The 20,885-nt window shown below is 38.4% G+C and carries 20 protein-coding genes; 4 read left to right on the forward strand and 16 right to left on the reverse strand.

Going from position 1 to position 20,885, the window contains the following annotated elements; genetic code table 11:
• Window positions 1-4 precede the first annotated feature (4 nt).
• The 8 genes from atpG to G8E00_RS15395 all read right to left on the reverse strand — a co-directional run bounded on the left by atpG (window position 5) and on the right by G8E00_RS15395 (window position 6,335).
• Window positions 5-874 carry a F0F1 ATP synthase subunit gamma gene (gene atpG / locus G8E00_RS15360; RefSeq protein ID WP_166226030.1) on the reverse strand — a complete coding sequence of 290 codons (870 nt, stop codon included), beginning with the start codon at window positions 872-874 and terminating at the stop codon, window positions 5-7.
• Window positions 875-961: 87 nt separating this feature from the next.
• Window positions 962-2,506 (reverse strand): F0F1 ATP synthase subunit alpha, encoded by a 1,545-nt coding sequence (atpA, locus tag G8E00_RS15365; RefSeq protein WP_166012722.1) that lies wholly within the window; start codon window positions 2,504-2,506, stop codon window positions 962-964.
• A 47-nt stretch (window positions 2,507-2,553) separates the two neighbouring features.
• Complete coding sequence (locus tag G8E00_RS15370; RefSeq protein WP_166012721.1) at window positions 2,554-3,090, reverse strand: F0F1 ATP synthase subunit delta; 537 nt, start codon at window positions 3,088-3,090, stop codon at window positions 2,554-2,556.
• An 11-nt stretch (window positions 3,091-3,101) separates the two neighbouring features.
• Window positions 3,102-3,572 (reverse strand): F0F1 ATP synthase subunit B, encoded by a 471-nt coding sequence (locus tag G8E00_RS15375; protein WP_166226034.1) that lies wholly within the window; start codon window positions 3,570-3,572, stop codon window positions 3,102-3,104.
• Between the two features lie 38 nt (window positions 3,573-3,610).
• Complete coding sequence (gene atpE, locus G8E00_RS15380; protein ID WP_166012719.1) at window positions 3,611-3,865, reverse strand: F0F1 ATP synthase subunit C; 255 nt, start codon at window positions 3,863-3,865, stop codon at window positions 3,611-3,613.
• Between the two features lie 78 nt (window positions 3,866-3,943).
• Complete coding sequence (gene atpB, locus G8E00_RS15385; RefSeq protein ID WP_166012718.1) at window positions 3,944-4,819, reverse strand: F0F1 ATP synthase subunit A; 876 nt, start codon at window positions 4,817-4,819, stop codon at window positions 3,944-3,946.
• 111 nt (window positions 4,820-4,930) lie between these two features.
• Entirely contained in the window at window positions 4,931-5,323 is a 393-nt protein-coding gene (locus G8E00_RS15390) for an ATP synthase subunit I (protein WP_166012717.1), read from the reverse strand.
• Between the two features lie 169 nt (window positions 5,324-5,492).
• Entirely contained in the window at window positions 5,493-6,335 is an 843-nt protein-coding gene (locus G8E00_RS15395) for a metal ABC transporter solute-binding protein, Zn/Mn family (protein WP_166226037.1), read from the reverse strand.
• Window positions 6,336-6,473: 138 nt separating this feature from the next.
• On the opposite strand from G8E00_RS15395, the gene G8E00_RS15400 reads away from it, so the two are divergent.
• The 3 genes from G8E00_RS15400 to znuB are packed head-to-tail and all read left to right on the forward strand — an operon-like array spanning window position 6,474 to window position 8,548.
• Complete coding sequence (locus G8E00_RS15400; RefSeq protein ID WP_166226040.1) at window positions 6,474-6,965, forward strand: transcriptional repressor; 492 nt, start codon at window positions 6,474-6,476, stop codon at window positions 6,963-6,965.
• The gene (znuC, locus tag G8E00_RS15405; RefSeq protein ID WP_166226043.1) at window positions 6,944-7,732 is read left to right on the forward strand and encodes a zinc ABC transporter ATP-binding protein ZnuC; all 789 of its coding nucleotides are present in this window, start codon (window positions 6,944-6,946) and stop codon (window positions 7,730-7,732) included. The genes G8E00_RS15400 and znuC overlap by 22 nt, the downstream gene beginning before the upstream one ends.
• 3 nt (window positions 7,733-7,735) lie before the next feature.
• Entirely contained in the window at window positions 7,736-8,548 is an 813-nt protein-coding gene (znuB, locus tag G8E00_RS15410; protein WP_166012713.1) for a zinc ABC transporter permease subunit ZnuB, read from the forward strand.
• Between the two features lie 179 nt (window positions 8,549-8,727).
• On the opposite strand, the gene G8E00_RS15415 is transcribed toward znuB, so the two are convergent.
• The 3 genes from G8E00_RS15415 to G8E00_RS15425 all read right to left on the reverse strand — a co-directional run bounded on the left by G8E00_RS15415 (window position 8,728) and on the right by G8E00_RS15425 (window position 11,606).
• A complete protein-coding gene (locus G8E00_RS15415; RefSeq protein ID WP_166012712.1) occupies window positions 8,728-9,966 on the reverse strand; it encodes a mechanosensitive ion channel family protein in 1,239 nt (412 codons plus the stop codon).
• A 326-nt stretch (window positions 9,967-10,292) separates the two neighbouring features.
• Window positions 10,293-10,910, reverse strand: a complete 618-nt coding sequence (locus G8E00_RS15420) for a LysE family translocator (protein ID WP_166226046.1) — start codon at window positions 10,908-10,910, stop codon at window positions 10,293-10,295.
• A gap of 75 nt (window positions 10,911-10,985) precedes the next feature.
• Complete coding sequence (locus tag G8E00_RS15425; protein WP_166226050.1) at window positions 10,986-11,606, reverse strand: LysE family transporter; 621 nt, start codon at window positions 11,604-11,606, stop codon at window positions 10,986-10,988.
• 157 nt (window positions 11,607-11,763) lie between these two features.
• On the opposite strand from G8E00_RS15425, the gene G8E00_RS15430 reads away from it, so the two are divergent.
• Window positions 11,764-12,684 (forward strand): Dyp-type peroxidase, encoded by a 921-nt coding sequence (locus tag G8E00_RS15430; protein ID WP_166226054.1) that lies wholly within the window; start codon window positions 11,764-11,766, stop codon window positions 12,682-12,684.
• A 138-nt stretch (window positions 12,685-12,822) separates the two neighbouring features.
• Here G8E00_RS15430 and G8E00_RS16310 read toward each other — a convergent pair whose 3' ends face one another.
• The 5 genes from G8E00_RS16310 to G8E00_RS15455 all read right to left on the reverse strand — a co-directional run bounded on the left by G8E00_RS16310 (window position 12,823) and on the right by G8E00_RS15455 (window position 20,716).
• Window positions 12,823-13,491, reverse strand: a complete 669-nt coding sequence (locus G8E00_RS16310) for a hypothetical protein (RefSeq protein ID WP_171522904.1) — start codon at window positions 13,489-13,491, stop codon at window positions 12,823-12,825.
• 4 nt (window positions 13,492-13,495) lie between these two features.
• The gene (locus G8E00_RS15440) at window positions 13,496-15,850 is read right to left on the reverse strand and encodes a M15 family metallopeptidase (protein ID WP_166226057.1); all 2,355 of its coding nucleotides are present in this window, start codon (window positions 15,848-15,850) and stop codon (window positions 13,496-13,498) included.
• A complete protein-coding gene (locus tag G8E00_RS15445) occupies window positions 15,847-16,290 on the reverse strand; it encodes a hypothetical protein (protein WP_227591378.1) in 444 nt (147 codons plus the stop codon). Before G8E00_RS15445 ends, G8E00_RS15440 begins: the two co-directional genes overlap by 4 nt.
• Window positions 16,291-16,403: 113 nt before the next feature.
• Window positions 16,404-17,273 carry an IS982 family transposase gene (locus tag G8E00_RS15450; RefSeq protein ID WP_166221390.1) on the reverse strand — a complete coding sequence of 290 codons (870 nt, stop codon included), beginning with the start codon at window positions 17,271-17,273 and terminating at the stop codon, window positions 16,404-16,406.
• A 116-nt stretch (window positions 17,274-17,389) separates the two neighbouring features.
• A complete protein-coding gene (locus G8E00_RS15455; protein WP_166226060.1) occupies window positions 17,390-20,716 on the reverse strand; it encodes a type VI secretion system Vgr family protein in 3,327 nt (1,108 codons plus the stop codon).
• Window positions 20,717-20,885 lie beyond the last annotated feature (169 nt).

A 20,885-nucleotide genomic window follows, 5' to 3' on the forward strand; every position in this document is an offset into this window, starting at 1 on the left:
AATGTTAAACGGCAGCGGCACCACCAACGATCTCAGAAATTTCCTGAGTAATCGCGGCTTGACGCAGCTTGTTATAAATAAGTTGTAGGCTCTTAATCAGCTCACCTGCGTTGTCAGTTGCAGCTTTCATTGCAACCATACGAGCAGATTGCTCACATGCGATGTTTTCAATCACACCTTGATACACCACAGACTCGATATAGCGAACCAATAAACCATTGAGAAGCTCTTCAGCTTCAGGTTCATAGATATAATCCCAACCATATTGACGGTTAAGATTCTCGCTCTCATCGGCAGCTGCCAATGGAACAAGTTGCTCAATCTTTTGATTTTGAGTCATGGCGTTGACAAAGCCGTTTGACACTAGATAAATACGATCTAACTCGCCTTTATCATAAGCATCTAACATCACCTGTACAGAACCAGATAACTGTTCAAGACTCGGTGTATCGCCTACATTCGTAGTCGCACCCAGTACTTTACCGCCGTAGTTTTTAAAAAACGAAACCGCTTTTTGACCAATTAAAGCAAATTGAACTTCAATTGACTGCTCTTGTTGCTGTTGTACGTGTTTAACAACTTTTTTGAACAAGTTAATGTTCAAACCACCTGCCAAACCACGATCTGAAGAAACAATGATATAGCCAACGCGCTTTACAGGACGTTCAACCATATAACGGTGTTTGTATTCAGGATTCGCTTGTACTAAATGAGCAATTACACGGTGCATATTTTCGGCATACGGACGGCCCTGAGCCATGCGCTCTTGCGCACGACGCATCTTAGAAGCAGCTACCATCTGCATCGCACGCGTAATTTTCTGCGTCGACTTGATACTAGCTACTTTGGCGCGAATTTCTTTTAAATTTGCCATACGCTTAACCTAGTATTCGGAAGCCCTTTCGAGCCTCCGAAGGTTGATCCGTGAACCAAACCGACTAGCTTTTAGCAAGTGCTAAAATTAGTAAGTTTGAGTCGCTTTAAAGCTTTCAATACCTGCTTTGAATGCTGCTTCGATATCTTTATCCCAAGCACCAGTCTCGTCAATTTTTTGCATTAACGCAGCTTGTTCTGAACGGAAGTAAGCAACTAACGCAGCATCAAATGCAACGATTTTCTTAACTTCAACGTCAGCCATGTAGCCTTCGTTAGATGCGTAAATTGATACAGCTTGGTCAGCAATTGAGTAAGGAGCATATTGTTTTTGCTTCATTAACTCAGTTACACGTTGACCATGCTCAAGCTGTTTACGAGTTGCTTCATCAAGATCAGAAGCGAACTGAGCAAACGCAGCCAATTCACGGTATTGCGCCAAAGCAGTACGGATACCACCAGACAATTTTTTGATGATCTTAGTTTGCGCTGAACCACCAACACGAGATACAGAGATACCCGCGTTCACAGCAGGACGAATACCTGCGTTGAATAATGATGTTTCAAGGAAGATCTGACCATCTGTAATCGAAATTACGTTTGTTGGAACGAATGCAGATACGTCACCTGCTTGAGTTTCAATAATTGGCAATGCAGTTAATGAACCAGTTTGGCCTTTAACTTCACCATTAGTGAATTTCTCAACATAGTCAGCAGATACACGAGAAGCACGTTCAAGTAGACGACTATGAAGATAGAATACGTCACCTGGATACGCTTCACGACCTGGTGGACGACGTAAAAGCAATGAAATTTGACGGTAAGCAACAGCTTGCTTAGACAAATCATCATAAATGATAAGAGCGTCTTCACCGCGGTCACGGAAGTATTCACCCATTGTACAGCCAGAATATGGAGCCAAATACAACATTGCTGCTGGATCGGCTGCAGCTGCTGCTACAACAGTTGTATACGCCATAGCACCAGTTTCTTCTAGCTTGCGTACAACGTTAGCGATAGTCGATTGTTTTTGACCAATTGCTACGTATACACATTTAATGCCAGAGTTCTTCTGAGCGATGATCGCGTCGATCGCCATTGCTGTTTTACCAGTTTGACGGTCACCAATGATCAACTCACGTTGACCACGACCTACAGGAATCATTGTATCTACTGATTTATAACCAGTTTGTACAGGTTCATCCACTGATTGACGCCAAATTACGCCTGGTGCAACTTTTTCTACTGCATCAGTTAATTTTGCATCAATTGGGCCTTTACCATCAATTGGGTTACCCAAAGCATCTACTACACGGCCAAGAAGTTCAGGACCAACCGGAACTTCTAATACACGACCTGTGCAACGCGCTTTTTGACCTTCTTGAAGGCTTAAGTAGTTACCTAAAACAACGACGCCCACTGAATCCTGTTCTAGGTTCAGTGCCATACCGTATAAGCCGCCGTCGAATTCGATCATCTCACCGTACATTGCATCAGCAAGGCCGTGAATACGCACAATACCGTCGGAAACCATAACAATGGTCCCTTCGTTCTTAGCGGTCGCGCTGGTGTCCAGATCGCCGATACGCTGTTTAATGAGCGCACTGATCTCGGATGGATTCAGTTGTTGCATTGCGCTATACCTCAATCTTTAATAAGTTCAGTCTTCTTTTTATGCAATTACGCAAGAAGACGAGTCCGCATTTTTTCAAGCTTGTTAAGCGCAGAATCATCTATCACTTGGTCGCCTGCACGAATAACAACACCTGCAATTAAAGCAGGATTCACTTCAACAGTTACACTTACTTTCGCGTTAAAACGTTTTTCTAACGCATGTGAAAGCAACTGCTCTTGTACTGAAGTCAATGGAAACGCAGATTCAATAACGACATCTACAACATTGTTATTCTGTGATTTAAGCAGTTCGTACTCTGTTTCAATTTCAGGTAAGAGTGTTAAACGATCATTTTCTGCAAGAAGTGTCAAGAAATTAGACACTTGTACAGTTTGATCTTCACCTAAAACTTTTGCAAAAAGACTCACCTGCTCAACAGGAGTAAGCTCAGGGCGACTCAAGTAAGCGGAAAATGCTTCATCTTGCACCGCAGCACTAAGCACTTGTAACACATTAGACCAATTGTCAGTTGCACCTTGCTCAGAAGCGAAAGCAAATGCTGCTTTGGCATACGGGCGTGCTAACGTCAAGAGTTCAGCCATAATCGCCTCGCTTAAAGTTTAGCAGCCAGCTGAGTAAGCATGGCATTATGAGCTTCTTGATCAACTTGCTGGTTCAGAATTTTCTCTGCACCAGTAACAGCAAGAGCTGCAACTTGTTGACGTAATTCTTCGCGAGCAGAATTGATCTCAGTATCAACAGCTTCTTTAGCCTGTTGACGAATACGCTCACCTTCAGCAGATGCTTGAGTACGAGCTTCTTCAACCAATTGCGCTGCACGACGGTTCGCTTGTTCGATCAATTGAGCTGCTTGTGCTTTAGCTGCATCAATTTCTTGCTTAACTTGCGCTTGAGCGTCAGCAAGATCTGCTTTCGCTTTTTCAGCAGCATTTAAGCCATCAGCGATTTTACGCTGACGCTCACTAATCGCATTGATTAGTGGTGGCCATACAAACTTCATGCAAAATGCGACGAAGAACGCAAATGCAATCGCTTGGCCAATCAATGTGAGGTTGATATTCATTGCTATTCCTCAAATAGTTGATTTCGGAATGTAGCGAATTAACCCAATAAGCTTACGAACGGATTAGCAAAGATAATGAACAAGCCAATACCAACACCGATCATAGGCACAGCATCAAGAAGACCCGCGATTAAGAACATACGAGTTTGAAGTTGTGGAGCCAATTCTGGTTGACGAGCAACAGCTTCAAGGAAGCGACCGCCTAAAAGACCAAAACCAATCGCAGTACCTAAAGCACCAAAAGCGATTAAAAGAGCAGCTGCAACAGCAGATAAGCCAACTACTAAATCCATGAAAAAATCCTCAGAGGTTGAGTTTAAATCAAACAAAAAAACTTTAGCTCAACTACATAGTGTAGTCGAGCAATATAATTAATGCTTTTCGCTAGCCATACTCATGTACACGATAGTCAGCATCATGAAAATGAACGCTTGTAACGTGATAACAAGAATGTGGAAAATTGCCCAAGGCACAGACAACGCCCATTGAACCCAGAACGGTAATAATGCGATAAGGATGAAGATTAACTCACCTGCATACATGTTACCGAATAATCGTAGAGCCAATGAAATTGGACGCGCGATAAAAGTTACTAATTCAAGAAGAATATTTACTGGAATTAATAGTGCTTTTAAAAATGGGTTACTCGGATTGAATGGGTTAAGTGCAAATTCCGCACCAAAACCGACAAGCCCTTTCTCACGAATACTATAAAAAATAGTCAACGCAAATACTGATAACGCCATACCTAAAGTTACGTTAGGGTCAGTAGATGGAACAATTTTAAAGTAGACATGGTGAGGGTCCATACCAAATACGCTTGCACCGATTTGTTGTGCTAGATACGGAATCCAGTCAACAGGAATCAAGTCCATTGCGTTCATGAGGAAAATCCACACGAAAATCGTCAATGAAAGTGGTGCGATTAAACGTGATTTGCCATGGAATGTGTCGCGGACACTCGAGTCAACAAACTCAATGATCATTTCAATTGCAGACTGGAACTTGGTAGGAACACCAGAGTTAGCAGCTTTCGCCACAACCCAGAACAACAAACAGAAAATCACACCAAGGCCGATTGACCAACCCATCGAATCCAAGTGAATAGCAGTGAACCCCATATCTTTCGCTTCAGCAGCAGTCTCAGCTAACTTCCAAGTACCGTCTGGCATTTTGCCATAGGTCATGTTAGTCAAGTGATGCTGAATATACTCAGACGAGGTAAGGGTATGTTCTTCAGCAGCCATAAATCACACCTGGTTAATGTCAAATACTAAATTAGAGAAAACGAATATCGCGTGCTGCTTGATATCTCGCCTATCTTCTAAAAAACTTTTCAATTTTTGTTGTGCTTCAACTCATTTTTGTAGACGTGACGCCCAAAAAGGAGCGACCCACGACATGGTTTGAACGAGTATAAAACCACAAAACAATGCAACCGGTGACAACGGTTTAACATTGATTAAAATCAAAATGAATCCAACAATCACAATTGCAAACTTACCGAGCAAACCTCGATACATGTTCGAAAGAACCTGCTTCGAAGCTCTAGCACCTGCAGCTCGGAACGACTGCCATGAAAAATAACAACTGGCTAGCCAACACACGAATGCACCCAAAGCTGCACTCAAAGCCGCAGTCGAGTCTTTCAAGACCCACGCTATCAAGGCTGAAACAGGTATCATACATGCTTGCAAGATGACTAAAGCTTTCGCTAATCGTCGGTCAATCAAGCGACTAGTTCGGCTCATTTTTTTCTCACTCACAGCATTAATGCTTGACAAGTTTAGCTGATGATTATTTTTAATCGCAGGCATTATAGAGTTACACCCCTGAACATGCAATCTTTTCCCGACCTAAGTCTGGTATTTTTCATACTTATATTGATGTTCATATATACAATTATCGATTGTTTTTAAATCACTTTTTGTGACTTCCCACACAATTGAGTGTAATCATCGCCAATTTTTTCCATGCAACGATAAAATTTTGTTGCAAAGAAAAACTTTCATCGACGACTTGAAAATGAATATCCCCTAATTTTTTATATTGATTTGCGCTTGCTGTAGACTCAGCTAAAAGGCACATATTGGTTTGTGGTCGAGTATCACTCAAATACTTAATTTGAGCAATAGTAGGTGCCATATGTGCATCTTCAGTCAATGCGCCAGCAAATTTTAAATTCAGTGAACGCTCTAAATATTGGTAGGCATCATGGTATGCCCAATAGGGCTTAGCTTGACCAGAGAGCTTGAACTGCTGTGAAGTATGAAAGAGACCTTTGGCAAACTTTTTTGCATTTGCCCAATACGCTTGTTTGTGTTCTGGATATTGCTGTGATCTGAGCGCCGCAATAAAGAATCCAATACGTACTGCATTATTTGGCTCTAACCACACATGCGTATCGATGGCATTTTTTAATGCTCCACCCCGACTATTACGCATTGGGAGTGTATGCACAATATGCGCATCCAATATTGATATGGCTTGATTCTTTTGTGCCAGTACATTTGCAAGTGGTGCTTCATGCGCTTTACCCAACCAAATCACCAAGGAAGCATCTTGAATCATTTTGCGATGCGCTGGAGTAAGTTGCACATCATGTCCTGTTTGATGTTCTAACAGTAGTTTTGGCTCCTCTACCCCGCGCGTGATTTCTTTCGCGATCAAATAAATGGGATGCGTTGAAACCACCATAGGCCCCTGAGCCCATGTAAATGATGTAAATAGAGTGACTAGACAAAGAACGACAAAGCGGGACATGGAAATATTACCAGTACAAATTCCATGTTATAATATAACAAAACTCAATAAATGCCTATCTTGAGTTCGTCAGCCGTTAAAGCTTCATGTTATATTTAACGATATTTTTTCTATTTACGAAACGTGTTGAGGTCTGCAATGAGCTTATGTTCACACGAGCATCACGATACTTTGCACGGCGTGCATGATCATCATAATGTTCAAAATCGTCTTGCTGAAGCTGAAACCATTTGCGTGGATTCAGGCGCACGACTGACGCCACTTCGTAAAGAAGTTCTTGAGCTCATTTTAAATGCATCGGGCCCTGTAGGCGCTTACGATCTTTTAGCAAAGCTCAAAGGCAATTTAGATCGACCTGCCGCACCACCAACGGTGTATCGAACTTTAGACTTTCTATTAGAAAAAGGCTTTATTCATCGTTTAACATCGATTAATGCTTATATTCCGTGTTGTCATCCGCGCGCGGGACATCAAGCGGCTTTCCTTATTTGCACCCAATGCCATGTAGTGAAAGAAGCTTCTGCCACAGGTTTAATCCAACAACTCGATTTACTTGCAGATTCAGATCATTTTCAACCGCATCATAGTATTATTGAGATCTCTGGAATATGTCAGCAGTGCTCGAAGTAAGCCTCTCCCCTTCATTAATTGAGTTAAAGAACATTCATGTTCGCATTGATGATCGAGATATTTTAAAAAATGTAGATTTCTCCGTTCAAGAGAAAGAGATCGTCACGCTGATTGGTCCAAATGGCGCAGGTAAATCAACTTTAATTAAAGTGATCTTGGGCATTGTCAAACCAAACTCAGGCAAAGTCATTTCAGAAAAACCATTAAAAGTGGCTTATGTGCCGCAAAAGTTTAATCCATCTCATAGTTTGCCTCTTCGCGTCAAAGACCTGCTTGCACTAGAAAAATGTAGTGCTGAAATCAAAGCTGAAATTATCCGTGATACAGGTATAGCAAAATTAAGCGACTCTAAAGTTCAGCAACTTTCTGGCGGTGAACGTCAGCGTGTACTTTTGGCTCGTGCATTGTTACGTCAACCCAATCTTTTAGTGCTTGATGAGCCGATGCAAGGTCTCGACATCCAATCTGAAGCTGAATTATATGATTATGTTCGCAGTCTTCCTGAACGTTATGGCTGTTCCATCCTCATTGTTTCTCATGATTTGCAATGGGTGATGCAAGGGACACAACGTGTGGTGTGCCTTAATAAACATATTTGTTGTAGTGGTCTACCCGAATCGATTCAGCAACATCCTGAGTACCAAGCCATCTTTGGGACCAACCGAGTGTTCTATCACCATCATCATGACCACTGTGCGCATGGCGATAGTGCTGTGCCTTGCCAACATGATCCACGTCCACATATTCACCCTGAGCCGGAAGCCTAAACCATGATGGAATGGTTACAACTCCTTTTACCTGCATGGACAATGGGCACATTGTTGGTTTTTCTGACTGCACCGCTCGGCTGTCTGATGCTGTGGCGCAGAATGTCTTTTTTCGCTGACACCATGGCACACGGGACCTTGTTGGGTGTTGCGATTGCAGGGGTACTTACCCTCCCCCTCTGGATGGGTGTGAGCTTTATTGCATTGCTTTTAGTGGGTGTACTTTGGATTTTGCATGATCCTCGCCTCCCCAACGATGCTTTACTTGCATTATGTTCTGCAACTTTGCTTTGCTCAGGCTTATTATTAATTCAACATTTACCTGCACTAAAACCTGAACTTTTAAGCTATTTATTTGGCGATCTACTCACCATTTCATGGTCTGATTTACCCATATTTGCTTTGGTGATTGTTTTTGCGCTGGCAGTTTTATTTAAAAACTGGAAAGCCCAAATTCAAGTGGCCATTGATCCCGATATTGCTGTCAGTGAAGGCGTAAACGCCAAATGGCAACGCCTGATTTTTATGATCTTACTTGCGCTGTTTACGGTATTGGCTTTACGTGCAGTGGGCTCATTACTCATGGGGGCATTATTAGTCATTCCTGCATTAACAGCCCGCTTGCTTGCACACTCACCTAAACAAATGGTGATTATGGCATTTATAGTCGCTCAAATTGGGGTGACTGTCGGCTTATGGTCAAGTGCAGGTCTGAATATTTCTACAGGTTTAAGCATTGTGCTGACAATGTCGATTTTATTTGCTTTGATTTTTATTGTGCAGAAAGTTAGAAGTCGAACCAGATCATTCAAATGAATAGTCTAATAAGACTCAAAAGTAGATCATCATGCTTTTTGAGTCTTAGTAGAACTTAATGCTGCAACATGCAGTGAAGAAATCAATTTATACCCATTTAGCATTGAGCACATATATAAGTCCAAGGGCTTTAGATAAGTTCGAACGCATAAATCTGAACTCAACTTAAAGCCTTCGCCTTATACTTCATTTTTCTGATCCAACCATGTATTCAAGTCCAAACCAGATGGCGCCTGATAAGCATGCAAACCAAACTCTCCAATAATGGCAAGAATATGATCAAAAATATCCGATTGGATATCTTCATAGTCTGCCCATACTGTCGTCTTGCTAAAAACATAAATCTCTAAAGGTACGCCTTGAGGTGTCGGCTGTAACTGTCTGACAAGCAATGTTTCTTCTTGAGAAATACTTGGATGTTGACGCAAATAATGCACCAAATAGGCTCTAAATGTACCTAAATTTGTTAAGCGTCGTTGGTTACGTAAATCCGTTACAGTTCGATTCCATTTTGATAATTCTTCAGTTTTCTGTTTTAAGTACTGCTGTAAAATTAAGAAATTTTGCAGTTTCTCGAACTCTGAATCATTTAAAAAATGGATACTGCTTTGATCGATATAAATGGAACGCTTTATACGACGACAATTGGCATCCGCCATCCCTCTCCAGTTTTTAAATGTATCCGTGACTAATCGATTGGTTGGAATGGTGGTATATGTCTTATCAAAATTTTGCACTTTGACTGTATGTAAAGACATATCGATGACGGTGCCATCAGCACCCAAGCTTGGCATTTCAATCCAATCTCCAATACGGATCATGTCATATGAAGAAATCTGTACGCTGGCCACCAAAGATAAAATCGTGTTTTGAAAGACCAACATCAGCACAGCAGCCATCGCACCAAAGCCTGCCAACAATGTGAAGACATCTTTTTTTAGGAATGTTCCTAAAATCATCAATGCACAAACAATATAAACAATCAGTTTGACTAACTGTAAATATCCTTTAATTGGCTTATTTTGTGATTTAGGATTTCTTTGATAAATCAAATTAAAAATATTTAAAAATTCACTGATGGATAGTGCAATCGTGATAAAAATCCAAGCCTGAGCAAGCATTTGAACCATCTGAACAAATTTTTCAGATAGATGAGGTACTGATGCTATGGCATTGATAATAAATAATGCAGGGACAATATTGGCAATTCTTCGAATGACACTATGATTTTCAAATATATTTTTATGCGCAAAAGGAAGCTTGTTAATGAGTCGTCTTAAGCCAACAACAACGACTTTACGAGTCAGAACATATAACAAAAATGCCAGTAATATCACAATGGAGAGTGACGTCAGCATTTCCAACCAAGGATATTGATCGATCCAGTCAGAAAACCTTTGAATTAAATCTTTCAACATAAACCTCCTGTAAGCCAGAAAGCACATGCTAAATTGATTTGTTTAAAAAACAATCACCTATAACATAAATAGAAGAATCAACTACATAACAGTTACTTTTCTCTTATACATTTCAGTATTGATTTTATTGGCATATTCACATGAAGTGATTATTTAAATTTTGCTGAATCATACTCACTCAATAGTGACTTTATTTCATTGGAATTAACGTATGAGGCATTATATTTTTGGATATTATATTGACCACGAATTCGGATGGATCAAGATACGTCAACTTCATCATGCTAAATTAAAGTAGACCCAAAACGCTTATAACACGATCATTTTTATCCCCAATTTTGAAATGAACTATATAATCCAAATAATGCAATTAGAATTAAAATACAGCCACATAGTCCTAGAACTTTTGGATAGTAGCGACTTTTCGACAACTGATTAAAAGATAAATACACCACCGACAAGGTGAGAAAATCTAAAATAATCCAAGTGATCACAAGAATCATCAAACTGATATTGATATCCGAATGAATACCGATGAATTGCGGGAAAAAAGATGAGAAGAAAATAATATCCTTGGGGTTCGAAATTCCGACTAAAAAGCCTTTCTTCAGACCACCATCAATGGGTTTCAGTGTTTCTATACGCTGATCTTTTACTTGATAGACTTCTTTTAAAATGTCATAACCCAAATACGCGATATAAAGGCAACCTAAAATTTTAATGATCAAGAATAATGTTTCATGCACACTGAACGTACCTTTCAAAATCAAAATTGAAAGGGTGATCAGCAGCAATGAAGCAAGATTTGTCCCTATAATGGTTTCAAGTGACTTTCGATAACCACCTTTCAAACCTGCACTTGCAACCAAAATCATGACTGGACCTGGGGTTGCAATCATGATGATCACACTAATGACATATAAATAAAATTCTAAATAATTCATTATTCTTTATGGTTCGCATCTAAGCTTTAAATCAAATAGTGCGACCTTATTCCTTATCTATTTCAATTAAAAAAATTACTGATGAACCAAACTCAGTAAACTCGCTGCACAAGCAAACAACACGGCAAAGCTTCGGTTCATATATTTTTGCTGTTTTGGTGATCTGAGCATCCGAAGCACTTTTGCTGCAAGCCCTGTATATCCGGCCATCACAATCATATCAATCGTGATCATCGTAACGGCCATAATCACATATTGAAGCGCTTGTGGTTGAGATAAATCCAAGAATTGCGGCAACACAGCCAATAAGAATACAATCGCTTTAGGGTTGGTGATATTGACCAAAAAGCCATTTAAAATCAGTTTTGAAATCGATTTTTGAGAGCTTTCAACCGTTATATCAATTGATTGCGGAGGGGCAGTCCATTGTAAATACGCCAAATACAGCAAATACAACACACCAAACCATTTTACGACTAAAAATGCCCAAGGTGATGTTGCAAATAATACTCCCACCCCTGCTGCCACAATCGCAATTTGCACCAGTAAAGCGAGTTGCAAACCAATCACATTCCAATAGCCATGCTTAAAGCCATAATTTAAACCGCTGGACATAGACGCAATTGCCCCTGCACCGGGTGAAACACTAATCACCCAACATGCCAGCATATAGGCGAACCACATTTGGTAGGACATAAAAATTAGGAGAGAAGAACTTGAAAGATAAAATGATTATACCTGTATCTTTCGATAATTTTGCTTTTAAAAAAAGCATGGATTACCCTATTCACCTAGAATTGCTTCATGCACAATACTGCTTAGAGAAAAGACAATAATCAGGAGCCATCGTTCAATGACAGCCCAATCTGTAATTTTACCATTACCGTCAAACCATGCACGTTTTATCGTGATCCGTTTAAAAGACCTGTCTATAGATGGCTTAAAGAAACAACTTGAAGCATTGTTGTCGACTCGTGATCGTTTGATTACCCAACATCCTGATGCTCAAATTAAGACCTCAATTGCCTTTGGTCCTGAGCTTTGGTCTAAACTTTATGATCAAACACCAACAGGTTTTAAACAGTTAGCCCCAATTCATAGTTCGTTTACCATGCCGGTCGTTCCTGCTGATGTTTTGATTCATATCGCAAGTGCTCGTACCGATATTTGTTTTGTTTTAAGTCAGGCTTTTTTCGATGGCATTCAAGACCAAGTTGAAGTGTTGGATGAACGTGTTTGTTTCCGTTATTTGGATGGGCGTGACCTTACAGGTTTTATTGATGGTACGGAAAATCCACAATTCCCTGATGATCGTGGTGAAACAGCTTTACTGGGTGAAGAAGCCGGTATTTTTGCCGATGGTTCGTTTGTCTTTGCGCAGCGTTATGCCCATGATTTAGAGAAATGGAAGCGCTTAAAAGTCGATGCTCAGGAGCATATCATAGGTCGTACCAAGCTCGAAAGTATTGAACTGGATGATGATGTTAAACCTGAAAATGCACACATTGCCCGTACCGTTATTGAAGATGATGAGGGTGAAGAACTGGAAATTTTGCGTCATTCTTTACCTTATGGTGATGGTAAAGGCGACCAAGGCTTGTTCTTTATTGCGTATACCAAAGATTTAACACGTATTGACCGTATGTTGCTTCGTATGTTTGGTACAAGCGGTGATGGGATTCATGACCGTTTGCTTCACTTTGTGACAGCACTTGATGGTGCCTATTACTTTGCACCAAGTGAAGAGTTGTTGGAAGAAGTTTTGGAAGATTAAGAATGGAGCCGACGAGAGTCGGCTTTCTATTAGGATTTTAATATGAGCAAGTAGCACTCTTCGATATTTATTATTTTAACTCATTTTTAAATCTCTAAATATAACAGATAAAATTTAGTATTAACCATATTTAACCAACTACTTCAAATCTAACAATCCTAAATTAGATATTTTATCATTTTCAGTACAAGAGGGCTCTAAATCCATATCTAAATAAGTATAACGATGTAACAACTTTTCTTCACTATTAGCCCCACCCCAAATATTAAAGTGTGAACCTTCATTAGAAAAACATTCAGTCAAAATATTAGGTACTCCATCACCTATTAAATCCACTCCTCTAATTTTTCCATTTTCATACATTATTTGAGATTTATTAACGACTAACCCATAACCCCTTATATTAATTTTACTTTTTTTATCAATACTATAAAAATAATTTGGTTCATCTGTAACATAAGCCAAGTTTGAAACACAATCAGTATTTTCTTTCTTTAAAATAGGGTTTACTAAATCATATGTAAATTTTTCGTCTTCTTTATAAACTATTATAATTTCACTATTTAAGGGCTTTTCACTTACAATACATCCTTCTTCAGTATTTAATAATAAGAAAACTTTATTATCTAAAAATTCTTTCACTGATTGATGATGTTGTTGTTGCTTTTCTCCCTGTGATGAAGTTAATTTTCCTTTCTCTACTTTATAATCCTTAACTGGCTTAGGATGACTACTATTGAAATATGTATCATCACAAGCATTCAGTGCCAATAAACAAATGATGGTTATTATTATTTTATAATTCATTTCATTACCTACCTGTATGAGACCAATGTGGGGCATCTTTACTTCCGTACCAAATTACACCATGTTTTTTCCCTAAAGCTACTAAAGAAGACCAACTTGTAATTTTTGTATTAATGCCATCAATGGATACAACTTTTCCATTGTAATTTGATATCGTCATATCTACCGCCATTTTTCTATTATGATTCGATGATCCTGGTTTTCCAACCGGGTTATTTCCTATTGCATACTTTTGATGCATTGCCTTAGCAGCCTTTACCGCCTCACTTGTATTTCCTTTGTGTGTCCAATCAATATTGACCCCAGGAAAAGGAGGAATTTTATCTACAGCAATCTGTCCTCTCGCTATGGCAGTAGAATAATACATTAAATAACTTCGCTCATTAGGACGCCACGTTGTATTAATTGTTATGCTAATGCCTGCATTTCTCATAGCATTGATAAATTTTTTTGCATTAGTTTTAAAGGGCTCAGCTAAATCATCTAGACTTTTACTTTGCAAATATAAACCACACCAGTCTTGACCACTAACCTTTACTTGAGTTAAATCTGGTTTTTTGACGTTAATAGATATTGGTTGCATATCTTTTTTTAACACTTCTTGTACTAATAGGGTATTTTTTTCAAATATTTTAATAGTTTCCCCTGATTGCCCTTTATGCATCTTTGCACCAACATCATTTACACCACTAATATGTGTTTTTTTATTTCCTTTATACTCAATAATATACTCACAATTACTAACCAATTGGCTTGATGAACTATCATAAGTTAATACTTTAAACTCAATTTCATTATTGTCTTTGATAATAGTTTTGGGATGACCTTCGGAACTAGTTTTTTCCGTTTGATCTCGAATTGTTGTTGAGTCATTTACTTCTATATCTTGCCCATTAGATTGATCACTTTTTGTTTCCAATTTAGATATTGATTTAGGTTTTGTGATTTCTATAAGATCAGTATTGGATTTCAAATTTTCTGAAGCATTTTCAATTACTTGTGATTCAACATCTATAATACGTAGTGGCTTATTTTTATCCACTCTAATTGTCAATAAATTTTGACCATCTCTTAGCCTATAGTTAATTTCAAACCCAGGCATTGCATTAACAGTTATCCTCCCATAATTATTAGTTTTTTTTAATTTTGACTGATTTCTATATCTCTGAACCAAATTCAAATTTGTTATAGGATCTTTATTGCCTTTATGTCTAAAAAGAATATCAAAAGTATATAAATTAATTTTAATAACTTTTTGTGCCATCTGCTCAGTCACAATAAAACGATCAATTTCTTGCTTTGAATCAAGACCATTAATTAATACTATAATTTCCTCCCCATTTAAAGCTACAATATTTTTCTCTATCCCGTCCACTCCAACACAATGCTTTTTTTCAATTGTTTTATATTTTAAAAAATAAGAGAAATTTGGAATTTCTTTATTATCACTATCCACAATTTTAATACTAAAATTAACATCTTTTTGTTTTTTATTACTACCACTTGATTCTATTGTTTGCTGTGTATTTGAAATAACCTCTTCTTTTTGAGAGTTCTTCTTAGATAAAGTTGGTTGTTGATTATGTATATCTGTTTTAGCTTTAATTCCACTACAACCATTTTCAACTACTAAGATTGCCGAGTGATTTTTCCCATCTGCAATTAGCATTATTTCTTTTTTATTACTGTCAATAACTTTTTTTCCGTCAACTGTAAATCTTGCCCCCCAACCATCATTTACTAAAAATGATTTGATTTTACCTTGACTATTAGTTATTAAATTACTAAGAGCTGGTACTACTTTAGTTTTTCTATATCCTATATTTACTTTCGATTTGACAAGTGGGTTTGCGCTTTTATCAATAAATTGAACATAAAAACGCGAGGTACCTTTATATCTGTACCATCGCATATCATCATTTTCGGTGCCTTTAATCTTTACTTCTTCAGTTAAAGGGCTCTTAGCAAAATCAGGAATCGCTGATTTATATTTATCAGGATTACTTTTGTTTCCAGCAGCTTGGGCTTGAGGGCTAAAATATAATACGACACCATTAGTAATATCTTCTTCTAAGCCTTGGTAAATTGGTGATATTGCTTCAATAATGTCTTGTGTATGCTTAGATATTTTTCCTGAACGCATTTCTTTAACAGCTTTTCTAAAAGGAGCATTTTTCTCTGTCATTGCATCAAAATTTTTTTTCAAAATATCGCTAACATTTCTTGCATTAATCCATTCAGCAAAACCAATTCTATTTTTTATACAGTGAGCAACAACTTTCCAAGTTGTTACACTACATCCACCCGCTTCTCCAGCTACAGTTCCAACATAATTCATAAATTCTTCAGAATAACTCATTTTTTAACACTTCCACATGGATTTATTATTTTCTTTTTAAGTAAAATTTTTTCATAATCATTTGCAATCAAATTAAGATTGCCAGCCTTGTCAAAATATGACATCTCATTAAAATCACTATAATAGTTCATTTTAGATGAAAGGATATCAAATTCGATTTTACTTAAGTTTATTAAAGTTCTTCTATTATTAGAAAACATTCTTTTAGCATATATTTTTTTTCCAGCACTATCACTCTCTATAATACATCCTGAATTAATATCAAAAACAATCAACTCATTTGTATAATCTTCTTTATTTCTATCAAAAAAATAATGACCAACACATGGTGATCCACATGAACTTAAAACATAAAAAACATCATCACTAATTTTTTTTATAATTGGAGATCTAACCCCTGCCAATATTATATTTTTCTTAACACCATTTAAACGCAACACATCACAACTTGTTTCATATTCATTATTACATTGTGATATAATATTAAAATTATCACTCGCATAAATCTTAAATGGTAAAAAAAATAAAAAATAGATAGTAACCCGAATCCTGCTTAAGCCGATGACTCCATAATTTGAATCGTTGGCTTATTTCGATGGGTTAATTGATATGCACATAACGAAGCATAAATTCCGCTGAGAAATCCATAAGTACTACGTGCTTTACTCGTCACTAAATGATATTGCCCTTTCAATAAGCTGAATAATGTTTCTATCTTATTGCGTTGCCTTAGGTGATATTCATCTGATGCACTGAGTTGAACAGATTCCATGTTCCTCCGATGATAAGTAATTAAATCAATACCTTGAACTTGCAGCCTGCGCTTTAATTCTTGGCTGATGTAGCCTCGATCCCCGTAAATTTTTCCTTTTAGGCCATCAACTAATTGCTCAACCATTTTTATGTCAGCAACATGTCCATTCGATAAAGCAGAACAGGTAATTTCACCAAATTGATTCATCGCAATATGTAATTTACAGCCATAGAACCAACCCATTGAGCTTCTACCGCGTGATGCAATTTGGACTAATGATTTATGGCGTTGAATACGTTGATTTTTACAAACTGGCAGAGTTGTTGAATCAATCCATAAATATTGTGTTTCTTGACCTTTCATCAGCGCCACATGCAAAGCGTGTAGAGCCAATTGGTGCATATTGATCAGATGAATCATCCTTTGATAGCAAGGCAAGTACTTAAATAAATAGCTTTTATCTTCTTTTAACCAAGTGAAAAAGGCTTTGAAATTAGTGAAATGAGAGGATTTATACCAAATAGCAATAAAGATAATTTCTGAAAGACTGAGTTGAGCAACTCGGATTCTTGAAAGTTTGCCATCTTGCTTGAGAAATTTCCAATAAGTTGCTTCAAATTGTAGAAAAAAGTCATCAATTAAGCAGAATAATTCGGTACTATTGAACATTAGGACTAGGGTTGTGAGTTTGGTGTGGTAACTCAACTGATGGCTCTAGTCCTTCTATTTTTCAAGTCAATTTCTTATCCGCGATTCGGGTATAGTAATATAATTTTTATTTAACATCACTTCACCTCGCAAGCATTATCATTCTTATGTTCGAGATCAATTCCACATCCACAACCATCTATTTCTTCATCTTCTAATGACTCAGCTTCCTGTTCGACAACAGTTTGTTTAATCTCTGTTAAATAAGCTCCTGGTACTAAAGCCAGCTCAATTTCATCTGATGTGTCACTATAAACTCGCTCACTACTTTGTTGTACAAACTCATACTCAGATTCAAGTTTTTTCGAATGATTAATTATTTTATATTTTATATTTTTCAATATATTAGGATCAAAAATTTGACTCAAATCAAATCTCATACTATACATCCCACTTTCAGGCATCTTTGGTAATTGTGCATTTACAGTTGCCCCACCCATAAACAAATGCTGCCCCGCCTTACTCTCAAACTTCCCACCAGTCGTACTAAATACACCACTAGCATTAATCTTGAGTTGAGAACCTCCTGCCGTCAGCACAATTTCTTTAGGACTTGTAATCTCAATCTTATCTTCCGTTGAAATCAGTTTAATGACCTTGCGTGCAATCGCTTCGATCGCATCGTCCTGCGCCTGGAGTTCCAATTTCCCCTTTGCAGCAAAAGCTCGAAGCCCTTTTTGTGCTGCAAACAAACTGATCTTATCCTGAGCATGGGCAATTACATTTTTCTGCGCACTCAAATTAATCGAACCTTGCGAGCTCTGACCAATATCACTTGACGCATGCATAAAAATATCTTCAGGTGTGGTTAACGCAATTCCATTTGGAGAAGCCAATAACATTAGAGCCTGTCGGAACAATTTCCCTTGTTTACGCTCACGTGCATCTTTGGAGTTTTCCAGATCACTCACATATCCCTGCATCAGATTTTTTAAATGATTCATCGCAATCTGCGGTGTTAATGTTTCAGGTTGCCCAAAGCACCCTCCAATAATCAAATCGTCTGGCTTAACTTTGACGTCTTCAATAATTTCACCAACTTTTTTCAGCACTTGAATCGGATCTGTATTCATTCCAGACTTTAAACTGACCAAACGAGATTGCAGTTTTTCTGTACCAAGGTCTTCAAGGGTTTCAATTGTCTCTCGCAAATTTGCCATGGCATCTTGGGAATCCATAAAGGAATCTTTGAAAAACTGAACAGTACTCTGGCTTTCACCGCCAAAAGCCCCCATTTGTTCAACAAAGCTATCGCTATTTTTCAGTGCCGATAATGGGTCTTCCGTTAAATCATTTTGGAACAGGCTCAAGGTTTGTGATGCAGCTTGAGAGATATTTTCCATCTGCAAGGATTGGATCAGTTTGGGCAAACGGTTAATCACATTTAAAGCATCAGTTTGCTGTTTTTCTGCCAGCTCACTGAGCATTTTCATACTTTCATGCCCTTGATTCAGCAAGACCTGTGCCTGAGCTGCTTCCAGATGATCTGCAACTGCTTTTTCTTGTGCATAAGTGGTTATCAGCATGCCCTTACCTGCGCGCACAGCACCATAAGCATCTGTTCTTAATTCAAAGCCTTCACCCCGACCATCTGACAACTCTTGTGCTTTAGGATGGCTCAAATTGCCTAAATTCAGTTGTGATGCAGCATGACTACTTTGCAGTTGGGTACTAATTTGCCCCGTCGTATCATCAAAACGCAGTTGATTAAAACCAGCACCACCCACTTCCTGAGAGCGTATACCACTGAGTTTTTTGGTATCAGGTAACTGGCCTTGTACATCAAACATGGTCTGATACCGCTCTGCTTCATGCAAACGCCCAACCACAAAAGGCCGATCGACATTACCATCAAAAAAGTCAATCACCACAATTTCACCAATACGTGGATGAAACCGCGAGCCATAGCCTTCCCCTGCCCAAGAAGTCAGCACATCGACCCATGCCGAGTCCGTATCATTATCATTGGCGCCTGCACCACCATCATGTCCATGGTCATCTGCTCGGGTAAATACAAAGCGAACTTTAATTCTGCCCCATTGATCCACAAAAATGGTCTCACCTTCTGGTCCCACCACTTTGGCACGTTGAGGGTATGCCATCGGACGATGTTTTAAAGGGTCATATTCAGGGACTATAGGAATTGAACGACGTACCAATGACAATTCATTAGCGACACGCTCATCGGGATTCACTTTTTGCCAACGGCTCAAATCCAGTAATGCTTCGACTTGTGTCGTCAGTTCTTTAGGTAAATTATTCTGGCTATAAAAACGCTTACCTAAAATTAAAAATTCACGGTCAGAACCCTGATGTTGATCAATTTCAGGATGTCCCACAAATTCAAACCAATAGCCAACATCTGCATCTCGCACACTGCTAATGGCGGTGAAATATTTGGACTGTAAATCTTGATATTGTGTGAGCTGAGTATTGAGTTTTTCAATTTGCGCCGAACCTGATGAGGTCGACTGATCTTCACCATTTAAGTCTGAAATCCAAGCAGGACTAATGGTCCATGCTTGTTCTAGGCTTAAAGTTTCATTGTCCTGTTGTTCACTATGTTTATGTGTGCTTAGACTGGTATTACCCTGATCCTGAGCCAAGGTATCGGCTTGCCAACGTTGAACCTGTATAGCATTGGACTGAATCGTCCGTTGGGCAATAAAGCTGGTGATGGTATCGAAACGTTCAGTGGCATTACTGCGATGGAATCGAATACTACGACGGCTTAAGGCTTCAAAATGACTGTTATCATCAATCAAACGCAGTTTTTGTGCCTGAATCGGCTGAGCAGACATCGCAACAATTTTATCTGCTTCATCTACCAGCCAGTTTATGCCTTCACTGCGCCATAGACGTGTTAAAAACTTATAATCCGTTTCATTCGCCTGCATCACAAAAGGACGGATGTCGTAATCCTGTTTCAGCCCTTCAGTGGATAAGGTTAGGCTAGAGGCAAACAGTGCACTTTTGCTTTGCCATTCTTTAAATAACGTCTCGGTAATTTCGACCACGCTTTTATTCATAAACACACGACTGTTACGGCGTTTATGCCAAAGCGAAGTCGCATCTTCCAAAGTGAGTTTATATAAGGTGAGTGCACCATCACTTTGCCCTTGGCTTGCCCCTGTAATAATGCCTGTGGTACGCGCCAATTTACCTAAATCGGTGACCTGATCTATTGCGACTTGGGATCCAATAAATTGCTTGAGTTGGATATGGGCATTGGTGGACAGGCATAACAGCTCAACCTTAAGGCCTTCATTGATAAAATGCTGACCTTGAATTCGTTGGATAAACACCTGAGAATTTAAACTGACATTAGCGAATTGAATATGTAGGGCTCTTTTCTGAAGTCCAAAGCCCAGACTTTCGATGAGCAAATTTATCGTTTTTAGCATGATGATGATTAATGTTATTGGTTATTATTTTTCGGAGTTTATGTCGTTTTGATCACCAAATACACAGCTTAATTTGTTACTTTTTATGTATAAAAAAAAGAGAATTAATCAATTAATTCTCTTTTTCACACAATAGTTTAAGCAATTTTACTTAAACAAAAAAACACTA

The organism is Acinetobacter shaoyimingii (assembly GCF_011578045.1).
Taxonomy (GTDB): domain Bacteria; phylum Pseudomonadota; class Gammaproteobacteria; order Pseudomonadales; family Moraxellaceae; genus Acinetobacter; species Acinetobacter shaoyimingii.

Bases quoted from the DNA above. Each gene is read 5' to 3' on its own strand.
- G8E00_RS15370 (WP_166012721.1), bottom strand. From the start codon at position 3,090: ATGGCTGAACTCTTGACGTTAGCACGCCCGTATGCCAAAGCAGCATTT.
- G8E00_RS16310 (WP_171522904.1), bottom strand. From the start codon at position 13,491: ATGAATTATAAAATAATAATAACCATCATTTGTTTATTGGCACTGAAT.
- atpE (WP_166012719.1), bottom strand. From the start codon at position 3,865: ATGGATTTAGTAGTTGGCTTATCTGCTGTTGCAGCTGCTCTTTTAATC.
- G8E00_RS15420 (WP_166226046.1), bottom strand. From the start codon at position 10,910: ATGAATTATTTAGAATTTTATTTATATGTCATTAGTGTGATCATCATG.
- G8E00_RS15390 (WP_166012717.1), bottom strand. From the start codon at position 5,323: ATGAGCCGAACTAGTCGCTTGATTGACCGACGATTAGCGAAAGCTTTA.
- G8E00_RS15415 (WP_166012712.1), bottom strand. From the start codon at position 9,966: ATGTTGAAAGATTTAATTCAAAGGTTTTCTGACTGGATCGATCAATAT.
- G8E00_RS15395 (WP_166226037.1), bottom strand. From the start codon at position 6,335: ATGTCCCGCTTTGTCGTTCTTTGTCTAGTCACTCTATTTACATCATTT.
- G8E00_RS15455 (WP_166226060.1), bottom strand. From the start codon at position 20,716: ATGCTAAAAACGATAAATTTGCTCATCGAAAGTCTGGGCTTTGGACTT.
- G8E00_RS15430 (WP_166226054.1), top strand. From the start codon at position 11,764: ATGACAGCCCAATCTGTAATTTTACCATTACCGTCAAACCATGCACGT.
- znuC (WP_166226043.1), top strand. From the start codon at position 6,944: ATGTCAGCAGTGCTCGAAGTAAGCCTCTCCCCTTCATTAATTGAGTTA.
- G8E00_RS15425 (WP_166226050.1), bottom strand. From the start codon at position 11,606: ATGTCCTACCAAATGTGGTTCGCCTATATGCTGGCATGTTGGGTGATT.
- atpG (WP_166226030.1), bottom strand. From the start codon at position 874: ATGGCAAATTTAAAAGAAATTCGCGCCAAAGTAGCTAGTATCAAGTCG.
- G8E00_RS15450 (WP_166221390.1), bottom strand. From the start codon at position 17,273: ATGTTCAATAGTACCGAATTATTCTGCTTAATTGATGACTTTTTTCTA.
- G8E00_RS15400 (WP_166226040.1), top strand. From the start codon at position 6,474: ATGAGCTTATGTTCACACGAGCATCACGATACTTTGCACGGCGTGCAT.
- G8E00_RS15440 (WP_166226057.1), bottom strand. From the start codon at position 15,850: ATGAGTTATTCTGAAGAATTTATGAATTATGTTGGAACTGTAGCTGGA.
- znuB (WP_166012713.1), top strand. From the start codon at position 7,736: ATGATGGAATGGTTACAACTCCTTTTACCTGCATGGACAATGGGCACA.
- atpA (WP_166012722.1), bottom strand. From the start codon at position 2,506: ATGCAACAACTGAATCCATCCGAGATCAGTGCGCTCATTAAACAGCGT.
- atpB (WP_166012718.1), bottom strand. From the start codon at position 4,819: ATGGCTGCTGAAGAACATACCCTTACCTCGTCTGAGTATATTCAGCAT.
- G8E00_RS15375 (WP_166226034.1), bottom strand. From the start codon at position 3,572: ATGAATATCAACCTCACATTGATTGGCCAAGCGATTGCATTTGCGTTC.